Origin of the sequence: Pseudomonas sp. PDM04 (assembly GCF_014851765.1) — a bacterium.
Classification (GTDB): Bacteria; Pseudomonadota; Gammaproteobacteria; order Pseudomonadales; family Pseudomonadaceae; genus Aquipseudomonas.
The window spans coordinates 711,199-724,100 of record NZ_JACVAI010000001.1 but is presented as its reverse complement, the minus strand read 5'-3'; the positions used below and the strand labels follow the sequence as shown (position 1 = coordinate 724,100).

The 12,902-nt window shown below is 58.7% G+C and carries 10 protein-coding genes; 9 read left to right on the top strand and 1 reads right to left on the bottom strand.

What is annotated here, in order from left to right; translation table 11 throughout:
• Positions 1 to 261: 261 nt before the first annotated feature.
• The 3 genes from IB249_RS03315 (at position 262) to IB249_RS03305 (ending at position 3,319) form a co-directional block, all read left to right on the top strand.
• Positions 262 to 1,113 (top strand): glycine betaine ABC transporter substrate-binding protein, encoded by an 852-nt coding sequence (locus IB249_RS03315; protein ID WP_192302077.1) that lies wholly within the window; start codon positions 262 to 264, stop codon positions 1,111 to 1,113.
• A 239-nt stretch (positions 1,114 to 1,352) separates the two neighbouring features.
• The gene (locus IB249_RS03310) at positions 1,353 to 1,664 is read left to right on the top strand and encodes a DUF485 domain-containing protein (protein ID WP_192302076.1); all 312 of its coding nucleotides are present in this window, start codon (positions 1,353 to 1,355) and stop codon (positions 1,662 to 1,664) included.
• Positions 1,661 to 3,319, top strand: coding sequence for a cation acetate symporter (locus IB249_RS03305; RefSeq protein ID WP_192302075.1), 1,659 nt, complete (start codon positions 1,661 to 1,663; stop codon positions 3,317 to 3,319). Before IB249_RS03310 ends, IB249_RS03305 begins: the two co-directional genes overlap by 4 nt.
• Before the next feature lie 339 nt (positions 3,320 to 3,658).
• On the opposite strand, the gene gltA is transcribed toward IB249_RS03305, so the two are convergent.
• Positions 3,659 to 4,948: a citrate synthase gene (gltA, locus tag IB249_RS03300; protein ID WP_192302074.1), complete on the bottom strand. Its 1,290-nt coding sequence runs from the start codon at positions 4,946 to 4,948 to the stop codon at positions 3,659 to 3,661.
• 363 nt (positions 4,949 to 5,311) lie between these two features.
• Between gltA and sdhC the strand changes: the two genes are divergently transcribed.
• From sdhC to odhB, 6 genes are all read left to right on the top strand, one after another.
• Complete coding sequence (gene sdhC, locus IB249_RS03295; RefSeq protein WP_016773673.1) at positions 5,312 to 5,686, top strand: succinate dehydrogenase, cytochrome b556 subunit; 375 nt, start codon at positions 5,312 to 5,314, stop codon at positions 5,684 to 5,686.
• Positions 5,680 to 6,048: a succinate dehydrogenase, hydrophobic membrane anchor protein gene (gene sdhD, locus IB249_RS03290; RefSeq protein ID WP_027922414.1), complete on the top strand. Its 369-nt coding sequence runs from the start codon at positions 5,680 to 5,682 to the stop codon at positions 6,046 to 6,048. Before sdhC ends, sdhD begins: the two co-directional genes overlap by 7 nt.
• Positions 6,049 to 6,051: 3 nt before the next feature.
• A complete protein-coding gene (gene sdhA, locus IB249_RS03285) occupies positions 6,052 to 7,824 on the top strand; it encodes a succinate dehydrogenase flavoprotein subunit (RefSeq protein ID WP_192302073.1) in 1,773 nt (590 codons plus the stop codon).
• Positions 7,825 to 7,835: 11 nt separating this feature from the next.
• Complete coding sequence (locus IB249_RS03280; RefSeq protein WP_192302072.1) at positions 7,836 to 8,540, top strand: succinate dehydrogenase iron-sulfur subunit; 705 nt, start codon at positions 7,836 to 7,838, stop codon at positions 8,538 to 8,540.
• A gap of 262 nt (positions 8,541 to 8,802) precedes the next feature.
• On the top strand, positions 8,803 to 11,634 hold the full coding sequence (locus tag IB249_RS03275; protein WP_192302071.1) for a 2-oxoglutarate dehydrogenase E1 component: 2,832 nt from the start codon (positions 8,803 to 8,805) through the stop codon (positions 11,632 to 11,634).
• 42 nt (positions 11,635 to 11,676) lie between these two features.
• Positions 11,677 to 12,900 carry a 2-oxoglutarate dehydrogenase complex dihydrolipoyllysine-residue succinyltransferase gene (odhB, locus tag IB249_RS03270; protein WP_192302070.1) on the top strand — a complete coding sequence of 408 codons (1,224 nt, stop codon included), beginning with the start codon at positions 11,677 to 11,679 and terminating at the stop codon, positions 12,898 to 12,900.
• The last annotated feature ends 2 nt before the right edge of the window (positions 12,901 to 12,902 follow it).

The following is a 12,902-nucleotide window of genomic DNA, read 5'->3' as shown; positions in this document are numbered from 1 at the left end:
GATTTTGACATGCAAAGTTCGGGCGGATTGCCCGGTTCATTTATATGGCGCTGAGTTAATGGCGTTCTGATGTCGTTTCTCGATGCCTTGAGGTCGTTGGCAGCACAGGTTCAGGTCGGCGTCAGGTTGATTATCGAGGCGTCAGTACTCCGCTGATGATCGAGCGAGTTTGCGGTGAGGCGTGATGGGGGCGCTGTGCACCATAACAATACGTTGACGCGGCTCGGCACCCGTCGAGCGCAGCATTTCGGGGAAGTAACGATGAAGATGCGACGACTTTTAGGCGCAGGTGCCGCTCTGGTACTTGCGATGGGCTCGACATTCGCCAGCGCAGAAACCAAGACCCTGAGCATCGGTTACGTTGACGGCTGGTCCGACAGCGTCGCGACCACTCATGTGGCGGCCGAAGTGATCAAGCAGAAGCTCGGCTATGACGTGAAGCTCCAGGCCGTGGCCACCGGGATCATGTGGCAGGGCGTGGCGACCGGCAAGCTGGACGCCATGTTGTCGGCGTGGCTGCCAGTGACCCATGGCGATTACTGGGCGAAGAACAAGGATCAGGTCGTTGACTACGGCCCGAACTTCAAGGACGCCAAAATCGGCCTGATCGTGCCGGAGTACGTCAAAGCCAAGTCGCTTGAAGACCTGAAGACCGATGACAGCTTCAAGAAGCGCATCGTCGGCATCGACGCCGGCTCAGGCGTGATGCTCAAGACCGAGCAGGCGATCAAGGATTACGACCTGACCGGTTATCAACTCAAGGCCAGTTCCGGCGCCGGCATGATTGCCGAGCTGACCCGTGCCGAGAAGAAGAACGAATCCATCGCCGTGACCGGTTGGGTGCCACACTGGATGTTCGCCAAGTGGAAACTGCGTTTCCTGGAAGACCCGAAAGGCGTGTACGGCGCGGCTGAAACCGTGAACAGCATCGGCAGCAAGGAACTGGATGCCAAGGCACCGGAAGTGGCCAAGTTCCTGAAGAACTTCCAGTGGGCTTCGAAGGATGAAATCGGTGAAGTCATGCTGGCCATCCAGGAAGGCGCCAAGCCTGACGCCGCCGCGAAGGACTGGGTAGCCAAGCACCCGGATCGCGTGGCTGACTGGATCAAATAAACACAACAAGCGTTTCACTGTGGGAGCGAGCCTGCTCGCGATAGCGGCCTGCCAGTCGACAGCGATGTTGGTTGACAGGATGCCTTCGCCAGCAGGCTCGCTCCCACATTTGTTTCGTCATGCTGGAAATTGGCGAAAACGTCATGGCGTTCTAAGACTAAGGTCGTCTGGAACCCGGCTCGCAGCCGAATAGAGTGGGTAGTGTTCCAACAATAATCTGTGCTGCGAGGATAAAAACAATGAACGACAGCATTTACCTCTCGATTCAAAACAGCCCGCGCTTCAAGGAGCTGGTTAGCAAGCGAGAAAGGTTCGCCTGGATTCTATCGGCGATCATGCTTGGGCTTTACTCCGGATTCATCCTTTTGATCGCCTATGGACCGCACGTGCTGGGGGCCAGGATCAGTCCTGAGTCATCCATTACCTGGGGTATACCGATCGGTGTCGGGCTGATTCTCTCGGCCTTCGTCCTGACCGGCATCTATGTTCGACGCGCCAATGGCGAATTCGACGACCTGAACAATGCGATTCTCAAGGAGGCTCAGCAATGATCCGGCGTCTAATGGCTCTATTGAGCGTCGCAGCATTCGCACCGGGGGCCTGGGCGGCTGACGCCCTGACCGGCGCCGTACAGAAACAACCGCTGAACGTTGCCGCGATCCTGATGTTCGTGGCCTTCGTTGGCGCAACGTTGTACATCACCTACTGGGCGTCCAAGAAAAACAACTCGGCCGCCGACTACTACGCGGCGGGTGGCAAGATCACCGGTTTCCAGAACGGTCTGGCGATTGCCGGTGACTACATGTCCGCGGCGTCCTTCCTGGGTATTTCCGCGCTGGTGTTCACCTCCGGCTACGACGGCCTGATCTACTCGATCGGCTTCCTGGTGGGCTGGCCGATCATTCTGTTCCTGATCGCCGAGCGTCTGCGTAACCTGGGCAAATACACCTTTGCCGACGTGGCGTCCTATCGCCTGGGGCAAACCCAGATCCGCTCGCTGTCCGCCTGCGGTTCGCTGGTGGTGGTGGCCTTCTACCTGATCGCGCAAATGGTCGGTGCCGGCAAGCTGATCCAGCTTCTGTTCGGTCTCGATTACCATGTGGCAGTGATCCTGGTCGGCATCCTGATGTGTGCCTACGTGCTGTTCGGCGGCATGCTGGCAACCACCTGGGTGCAGATCATCAAGGCTGTGCTGTTGCTGTCCGGCGCTTCCTTCATGGCGCTGATGGTGATGAAACACGTGAACTTCGACTTCAGCACGCTGTTCTCCGAGGCGATCAAGGTTCACCCCAAAGGTGAGGCGATCATGAGCCCGGGCGGCCTGGTGAAGGATCCGATCTCCGCGTTCTCCCTGGGCCTGGCCCTGATGTTCGGTACTGCTGGCCTGCCGCATATCCTGATGCGCTTCTTCACCGTGAGTGACGCAAAGGAAGCGCGCAAGAGCGTGCTCTACGCAACCGGCTTCATTGGTTACTTCTACATCCTGACCTTCATCATCGGCTTCGGCGCGATTCTGCTGGTCAGCACCAACCCTGCGTTCAAGGATGCAGCGGGCGCGCTGTTGGGCGGCAACAACATGGCGGCGGTGCACCTGGCTAACGCCGTGGGTGGCAGCATCTTCCTGGGCTTCATCTCGGCGGTAGCGTTCGCGACCATTCTGGCGGTGGTTGCCGGTCTGACCCTGGCCGGTGCATCGGCGGTGTCTCACGACCTGTATGCCAGCGTGATCAAGAAAGGCAAGGCCAACGAGAAGGATGAAATCCGCGTCTCGAAAATCACCACCATCACCCTGGCGGTGCTGGCGATCGGCCTGGGTATCCTGTTCGAAAGCCAGAACATCGCGTTCATGGTGGGCCTGGCGTTCTCCATCGCGGCAAGTTGCAACTTCCCGGTTCTGCTGCTTTCCATGTACTGGAAGAAGCTGACCACCCGCGGTGCGATGATTGGCGGCTGGCTGGGCCTGATCAGTGCCGTTGGCCTGATGATCCTCGGCCCGACCATCTGGGTGCAGATCCTGCATCACGAGAAGGCTATCTTCCCGTATGAGTACCCGGCGCTGTTCTCGATGATCATTGCCTTCGTGGGGATCTGGTTCTTCTCGATCACCGACAAATCGACTGCAGCCGACAACGAGCGGGCGCTGTTCTTCCCGCAATTCGTTCGCTCGCAGACCGGTCTGGGCGCGAGTGGGGCGGTTTCCCACTAAGGCTTGACGCTGTTGTTCAGATAGCAACGTTTGAAGAAATGCCCCGGTCGAGAGACCGGGGCTTTTTTTGTGCGCGATACCTGTGGCAGCGAGATTGACTGGCTTTGGCTTTGGCTTTGGCTTGGCTTGGCTTGGCTTTGGCCTGACCTGCCCCCTATGGGAGCGAGCCTGCTCGCGATGGCGGTTAGCGATGGGGTGGTGTTGCCTGGGCGCTCACAGGGGCGCGCTCGCTCCCCCAAGGGGCCAGGCAAGCCTGCCACAAACAAAAACGGCCTCCTGCTCATATAAAAAGCAGAGGCCGTTTCCGGTGCAACTCAACGCGCTAGAGCAAGACAGGTCTTACTTGCGGTCTTCCAGCTTGGTGATGTCACGCGACTCGTAGCCGGTGTACAGCTGGCGCGGACGGCCAATCTTGTACGGGCTGGAGAGCATTTCCTTCCAGTGGGAGATCCAGCCGACGGTCCGCGCCAGGGCGAAGATCACGGTGAACATGCTGGTTGGGATGCCGATCGCCTTGAGGATGATCCCCGAGTAGAAGTCGACGTTCGGGTACAGCGAGCGCTCGATGAAGTACGGGTCGGTCAGGGCGATCTCTTCCAGGCGCATGGCCAGTTCGAGTTGCGGATCGTTATTGATGCCCAGTTCCTTCAACACTTCGTCGCAGGTCTGCTTCATGACGGTGGCGCGTGGGTCGCGGTTCTTGTAAACGCGGTGACCGAAGCCCATCAACTTGAACGGATCGTTCTTGTCCTTGGCCTTGGCGATGAACTTGTCGATGTTCGAGACATTGCCGATTTCATCGAGCATGGTCAACACGGCTTCGTTCGCACCGCCGTGGGCAGGGCCCCACAGTGCAGCGATGCCGGCGGCGATACAGGCGAACGGGTTGGCACCCGAAGAGCCTGCCAGGCGCACGGTGGAGGTCGAAGCGTTCTGCTCGTGGTCGGCATGGAGGATGAAGATCCGGTCCATGGCCTTGGCGAGCACCGGGCTGATCGGTTTGATCTCGCACGGGGTGTTGAACATCATGTGCAGGAAGTTTTCCGCATACGACAGGTCGTTGCGCGGGTACATCATGGGTTGACCCATGGAGTACTTGTAAACCATCGCTGCCAGGGTCGGCATCTTGGCAACCAGACGGATCGCGGAGATTTCGCGATGCTGCGGGTTATTGATGTCCAGGGAGTCGTGGTAGAAGGCGGAGAGGGCGCCGACTACACCGCACATGACGGCCATCGGGTGGGCGTCGCGGCGGAAACCGTTGAAAAACGTCTTCAACTGCTCGTGAACCATGGTGTGGTTCTTGACGGTGCTGACGAACTGGGCCTTCTGTTCTGCGGTCGGCAATTCGCCGTTGAGCAACAGGTAGCAGGTTTCCAGGTAGTCCGACTTTTCAGCCAGTTGTTCGATCGGGTAGCCGCGGTGCAGCAGGATGCCGTTGTCGCCGTCGATATAGGTGATCTTCGACTCGCAGGAGGCGGTCGACATGAAACCAGGGTCAAAGGTGAAACGGCCCGTGGCCGTCAGGCCCCGTACGTCGATAACATCGGGACCAACGGTGCCGGTTAAAATGGGCAGCTCGACGGGGGCTGCGCCCTCGATGATCAACTGCGCTTTTTTGTCAGCCATGTGGCCTCCTATTTATGCTTGAAATCATCAGACAGACCCCCCACGCAGGGCCCGCACCACTATAGTGAGATAAATTCGAATGTCAATTTGCCTAAAGTCTTGCCCCAGAAGGCTTTAACCGGACTTTTTCCTCGAAATTGACTGCCATTTACGCCTTTTATCCAACTTGCGCAATCCGCTATTAGGGGAAGGTGAACGCGTTGTCATTAGTAGCCTAACTGTCTATACTCGGCCACCGACCGCCAAGGGCTTTTGGGCTTGCGTTATTGGGGGTCGCCTCCCTGGGTGGTGGTTACCTGACCAGTGCACTCCCCAACAACTTTGCCCTGATTGTTAGGGGCTCTTCAGTGTGAAAAAAAAGCCGTGAAAAGCCAACGACCTGTAAACCTAGACCTAAGGACCATCAAACTCCCAGTCACTGCTTACACGTCCATTCTTCACCGTATCTCCGGTGTCATCCTCTTCGTGTGCCTTGCCATCATGCTTTACGCATTGGACAAGTCGCTGAGCTCCGAGGAAGGCTTCGGCCAGGTGAAAGCGTGTCTGACCAGTCCGCTAGCCAAGCTAGTGATTTGGGGCATCCTGTCCGCTCTGCTGTATCACCTGGTAGCCGGCGTGCGCCACTTGATCATGGACATGGGCATCGGTGAGACGCTGGAAGGCGGCAAGCTGGGCTCGAAAATCGTTATCGCCGTTTCCGTGGTGGTAATCGTTCTGGCAGGAGTTTGGATATGGTAACTAACGTCACGAACCTGTCGCGTTCGGGCCTCTATGACTGGATGGCGCAACGTGTGTCTGCGGTCGTTCTCGCGGCTTACTTCATTTTCCTGATCGGATACGTCGTTGCCCACCCTGGCATCGGCTACGCCCAATGGCATGAACTGTTCGCCAGCAACTGGATGCGTATCTTCAGTCTCCTGGCCCTCGTTGCCCTCGGCGCTCACGCCTGGGTCGGCATGTGGACCATCGCGACCGACTACCTGACGCCAATGGCGTTCGGCAAGTCCGCGACTGCAATACGTTTCCTTTTCCAGGCAGTATGCGGCGTTGCGATGTTCGCTTACTTCGTCTGGGGTGTGCAGATTCTCTGGGGTATCTGAGTCATGGCTAACATTCCAACGATTTCTTTCGACGCCATCATCATTGGTGGCGGCGGCGCCGGCATGCGCGCAGCGCTGCAACTGGCACAGGGCGGTCACAAGACTGCCGTGATCACCAAGGTGTTCCCGACCCGTTCGCACACCGTTTCGGCACAGGGCGGCATCACCTGCGCCATCGCGTCGGCGGATCCGAACGATGACTGGCGCTGGCACATGTACGATACCGTCAAGGGCTCCGACTACATCGGTGACCAGGACGCTATCGAATACATGTGTCAGGAAGGCCCGGCTGCCGTATTCGAGCTGGACCACATGGGTCTGCCATTCTCCCGTACCGAAACCGGCCGCATCTATCAGCGTCCGTTCGGTGGCCAGTCCAAGGACTACGGTAAAGGCGGCCAGGCGGCCCGTACCTGCGCAGCATCCGACCGTACCGGTCACGCGCTGCTGCACACCCTTTATCAGGGCAACCTGAAAGCCGGTACCACGTTCCTGAACGAGTACTATGCTGTCGATCTGGTGAAGAATGACGACGGCGCGTTCGTCGGCGTTATCGCCATCTGCATCGAAACCGGCGAAACCACCTACATCCGTTCGAAAGCCACCGTGCTGGCGACCGGCGGTGCCGGCCGTATCTACGCGTCGACCACCAACGCTCTGATCAACACCGGTGACGGCGTCGGCATGGCTCTGCGTGCAGGCGTACCGGTACAAGACATCGAAATGTGGCAGTTCCACCCGACCGGTATCGCCGGCGCCGGTGTACTGGTGACCGAAGGTTGCCGTGGTGAAGGTGGTTACCTGATCAACAAGCACGGCGAGCGTTTCATGGAGCGTTATGCGCCGAACGCGAAAGACCTGGCTGGTCGTGACGTGGTTGCCCGCTCGATGGTCAAGGAAATCATCGCCGGTAACGGTTGCGGTCCGAATGGCGACCACGTAATGCTCAAACTCGACCACCTGGGCGAGGAAGTGTTGCACAGCCGTCTGCCAGGCATTTGCGAACTGTCGAAAACGTTTGCTCACGTTGACCCGGTGGTTGCCCCGGTTCCGGTCGTTCCAACCTGCCACTACATGATGGGCGGCGTTGCCACCAACATTCACGGCCAGGCGATCACCCAGAACGGCGAAGGCGTCGACACCATTATCCCGGGCCTGTTCGCTGTAGGCGAAGTGGCTTGCGTATCGGTTCACGGTGCCAACCGCCTGGGCGGCAACTCGCTGCTCGACCTGGTGGTCTTCGGCCGTGCTGCCGGCCTGCACCTGGAAAAGGCGCTGACCGACGGTATCGAGTACGACGACGCCACCGAGGAAAACATCAAGACCGCTCTGGCCCGTCTGTCCGCCCTGAACGAGCGCACCGATGGCGAAGACGTCGCGACCCTGCGCCGCGAGCTGCAAAGCTGCATGCAGAACTACTTCGGTGTATTCCGTACCGGCGAATACATGCAGAAGGGTATCGCCCAGCTGGCCGAACTGCGTCAACGCATTGCCAACGTCAAGATCAACGACAAGTCGCAAGCGTTCAACACGGCTCGTATCGAAGCGCTGGAACTGCAAAACCTGCTGGAAGTGGCTGAAGCTACCGCCATCGCTGCCGAAGTACGTAAAGAGTCCCGCGGTGCTCACGCCCGTGAAGACTTCGAAGACCGTGACGACGAAAACTGGCTGTGCCACACCTTGTACTTCCCGGGTGAGAAACGCGTTGCCAAGCGTGCCGTGAACTTCTCGCCGAAGACTGTTCCGACTTTCGAACCTAAAGTCCGGACTTATTAAGGGTGACCGCCATGTTGCAAGTCAGTGTTTATCGCTACAACCCTGATCAGGACGCTGCGCCGTTCATGCAGGAATTCCAGGTCGATACCGGTGGTAAGGACCTGATGGTGCTGGACGTGCTCGCGCTGATCAAAGAGCAGGACGAAGGGTTTTCCTACCGTCGTTCCTGCCGTGAAGGCGTCTGCGGCTCCGACGGCATGAACATCAACGGCAAGAACGGCCTGGCCTGCATCACGCCGCTGTCTGCCGTTGTAAAAGGTAACAAGTTGATCGTTCGTCCTCTGCCAGGTTTGCCGGTTATCCGTGACCTGGTCGTCGATATGAGCATCTTCTACAAGCAATACGAGAAGGTTAAGCCATACCTGCAGAACGACACGCCGGCTCCGGCCATCGAGCGTCTGCAGTCCCCTGAAGAGCGTGAAAAGCTCGACGGTCTGTACGAGTGCATCCTGTGCGCCTGCTGCTCGACCTCTTGCCCGTCCTTCTGGTGGAACCCCGACAAGTTCCTGGGTCCAGCTGCTCTGCTGCAAGCGTATCGCTTCCTGGCAGACAGCCGTGACACCAAGACTGCCGAGCGTCTGGCTTCGCTGGATGACCCGTTCAGCGTATTCCGCTGCCGCGGGATCATGAACTGCGTCAACGTCTGTCCGAAAGGCCTGAACCCGACTAAGGCCATCGGTCACGTACGTAACATGTTGCTGCAAAGCGGCGTGTGATTCAGCTGCTGTACCCGTAGGACCGCTGTACCCGTGGATGCTACGGCGCAGGCTTCAACCGGCGCCGTAGTTTTAACCTGAGCAGCAGCTTGCAAAGCTGCGGCTCTTATTTTGAAGAAATGAGACAAGCAGGGGCATCCGGGCTGGTACCCGGACTATCAGCGTGATCCTAGGTGGCTTGTTTTGGTCGCTGCATTCGGACTTCTGCAAGTTTGCTCGGTGTCGACGCCGGTGGTGTTCCCCTAACCGAGGGTGACCAAGCATGCAAGAAAGCGTGATGCAGCGCATGTGGAACAGCGCCTACCTTTCCGGAGGTAACGCTGCCTATGTGGAAGAGCTTTATGAGCTCTACCTGCACGACCCTAACGCTGTGCCAGAAGAGTGGCGCACCTACTTTCAGAAGTTGCCGACCGAAGGCAACTCTGCCACCGATGTTTCGCACTCGACAATTCGCGATCATTTCGTCTTGCTGGCAAAGAACCAGCGCCGCGCCCAACCGGTTTCCGCCGGGAGCGTGAGCAGTGAGCACGAGAAGAAGCAAGTTGAAGTGCTGCGATTGATCCAGGCCTACCGTATGCGTGGCCACCAGGCAGCCCAGCTTGACCCGCTGGGGCTGTGGCAGCGTCCTGCACCAGCAGACCTGTCGATCAATCACTACGGCTTGACCAATGCCGATCTTGATACGACCTTCCGTGCCGGCGACCTGTTCATCGGCAAAGAGGAGGCGAGCCTACGCGAAATTCACGAAGCGTTGCAGCAGACATATTGCCGCACCATCGGCGCTGAATTTACGCACATCACCGATTCCGAGCAGCGCCAGTGGTTCCAGCAGCGTCTGGAAAGCGTACGTGGCCGTCCAACGTACTCCGCGGACATCAAGAGCCACCTGCTTGAGCGCGTCACCGCCGGTGAAGGCCTTGAGAAATACCTGGGCACCAAATACCCGGGCACCAAGCGTTTCGGTCTGGAAGGCGGCGAAAGCCTGATTCCGATGCTCGACGAACTGATCCAGCGTTCCGGTTCCTACGGCACCAAGGAAATCGTCATCGGCATGGCCCACCGTGGTCGTCTGAACGTGCTGGTCAACACCTTCGGCAAGAACCCGCGCGAGCTGTTCGACGAGTTCGAAGGCAAGAAGAAGGTCGAGCTGGGTTCCGGTGACGTTAAATATCACCAGGGCTTCTCGTCCAACGTCATGACCACCGGTGGTGAAGTCCACCTGGCGATGGCATTCAACCCGTCCCACCTGGAAATCGTTTCTCCAGTGGTCGAAGGTTCGGTTCGCGCCCGTCAGGATCGTCGTAACGACCCGACCGGTGAGAAGGTTCTGCCGATTTCCATCCACGGTGACGCTGCCTTCGCAGGTCAGGGCGTGGTCATGGAAACCTTCCAGATGTCCCAGACCCGTGGTTTCAAGACCGGCGGCACTGTGCACATCGTGATCAACAACCAGGTCGGTTTCACCATCAGCAACCCGCTGGACTCGCGTTCCACCGAGTACGCGACCGACGTTGCGAAAATGATCCAGGCCCCGATCCTCCATGTGAATGGCGATGATCCGGAAGCGGTATTGTTCGTGACCCAGCTGGCCATCGATTACCGCATGCAGTTCAAGCGTGACGTCGTGATCGACCTGGTCTGCTACCGTCGTCGCGGCCACAACGAGGCCGACGAGCCAAGCGGTACCCAGCCTCTGATGTATCAGCAGATCACCAAACAGCGCACTACCCGTGAGCTGTATGCCGATCGTCTGACCCAGGCCGGTGTGCTGGACGCAGAACGTGTACAGGCGAAGGTAGACGAATACCGCAACGCGCTGGACAACGGTCTGCACGTGGTGAAAAGCCTGGTCAAGGAGCCGAACAAAGAGCTGTTCGTGGACTGGCGTCCGTATCTGGGCCACGCCTGGACTGCGCGTCACGACACTCGCTTCGACCTCAAGACCTTGCAGGAACTGTCCGCCAAGCTGCTGGAAATTCCAGAAGGCTTCGTCGTCCAGCGCCAGGTTGCCAAGATCTACGAAGACCGTCAGAAGATGCAAGCCGGCGGCCTGCCGATCAACTGGGGTTATGCCGAAACCATGGCGTACGCGACCCTGGCATTCGAAGGGCACCCGATCCGCATGACGGGTCAGGACATCGGTCGCGGTACGTTCTCGCACCGTCACGCTGTCTTGCACAACCAGAAAGACGCGGGCACCTACATCCCGCTGCAAAACCTGTACAACGGCCAGCCACGTTTCGACCTGTACGACTCGTTCCTGTCCGAAGAAGCGGTACTGGCATTCGAGTACGGTTACTCGACTACCACGCCGAACGCCCTGGTTATCTGGGAAGCCCAGTTCGGCGACTTCGCCAACGGTGCCCAGGTGGTCATCGACCAGTTCATCACCAGTGGCGAGCACAAGTGGGGCCGTCTGTGCGGTCTGACCATGCTGCTGCCGCACGGTTATGAAGGTCAGGGGCCGGAGCACTCCTCGGCTCGTCTGGAGCGTTACCTGCAGCTGTGCGCCGAGCACAACATTCAGGTGTGCATGCCGACGACCCCGGCTCAGATCTACCACTTGCTGCGCCGTCAGGTGATTCGCCCGCTGCGCAAGCCACTGGTCGTCCTGACTCCGAAGTCGCTGCTGCGTCACAAGCTGGCCATCTCGACCCTGGAAGATCTGGCCGAAGGTTCGTTCCAGACCGTTATCCCGGAAATCGATGCCCTGGACCCGAAAAAGGTCGAGCGCGTTGTTCTGTGTAGCGGCAAGGTCTACTACGACCTGCTGGAAAAACGCCGTGCCGAAGGCCGTGACGATATCGCCATCGTGCGTATCGAGCAGCTGTACCCATTCCCTGAGGACGACTTGAAAGAAGTCCTGGCTCCTTACACCAACGTCAAGAATGCCGTTTGGTGCCAGGAAGAGCCGATGAACCAGGGTGCCTGGTACTGCAGCCAACACCACATGCGTCGCAGCATCAGCAACCTCAACAAGTCTCTCGTACTCGAGTACGCGGGCCGCGAGGCTTCTGCTGCACCGGCATGCGGTTACGCATCGATGCACGCCGAGCAGCAGGAACAATTGCTGCAAGCTGCCTTTACTGTTTAACGCCTTCGCGCACCTGAAACCGAATTTAAGGAACCACAGATAATGGCTATCGAGATCAAAGCCCCCACTTTCCCGGAATCGGTTGCCGATGGCACCGTTGCCACCTGGCACAAGCAACCGGGCGACGCCGTCAAGCGCGACGAACTGATCGTCGACATCGAAACCGACAAGGTCGTACTGGAAGTGTTGGCGACTGCTGACGGCGTGCTGGGCGCAATCGTCAAGAACGAAGGCGACACCGTTCTGTCCGACGAAGTGCTGGGCTCGATCGTTGAAGGTGGCGCGGCTGCCGCTGCTCCTGCCGCCGCTGCCGCACCGGCCGCTGCCCAGGCAGCCGCTCCTGCTGCCGAAGGCGAAGACGATCCTGTCGCTGCACCGGCTGCTCGCAAGTTGGCTGAAGAAAACGGCATCAACATCGCTTCCGTTGCCGGCACCGGCAAAGGCGGTCGCGTGACCAAGGAAGACGTGGTTGCAGCCGTTGCCGCCAAGAAGGCCGCTCCAGCCGCCGCGCCTGCCAAGGCTGCCGCACCTGCCGCTGCTGCTCCGGTCTTCGCTGCCGGTGATCGCGTTGAAAAACGCGTTCCAATGACCCGCCTGCGTGCCAAGGTTGCCGAGCGTCTGGTTGAAGCTCAATCGAACATGGCGATGCTGACCACTTTCAACGAAGTCGACATGACCGAAGTCATGGCCCTGCGTTCGAAGTACAAGGACCTGTTCGAGAAGTCCCACAATGGCGTGCGCCTGGGCTTCATGTCGTTCTTCGTGAAAGCCGCCACCGAAGCGCTGAAACGCTTCCCGGCCGTGAACGCCTCGATCGACGGTGCCGACATCGTTTACCACGGCTACGCCGACATCGGTGTTGCCGTGTCCAGCGATCGTGGCCTGGTGGTACCGGTTCTGCGTAACGCCGAACTGATGAGCCTGGCTGAAATCGAAGGCGGCATCGCGACTTTCGGCAAGAAAGCCCGTGACGGCAAACTGTCGATGGAAGAGATGACCGGTGGTACGTTCACCATCACCAACGGTGGTACCTTCGGTTCGATGATGTCGACTCCGATCGTCAACCCGCCGCAGGCTGCGATTCTGGGCATGCACAACATCATCCAGCGTCCTATGGCAATCAACGGCCAGGTCGTTATCCGTCCGATGATGTACCTGGCGCTGTCCTACGATCACCGTCTGATCGATGGCAAAGAAGCTGTAACCTTCCTGGTGACCATCAAGAACCTGCTGGAAGATCCGGCTCGTCTGTTGCTGGATATCTGATA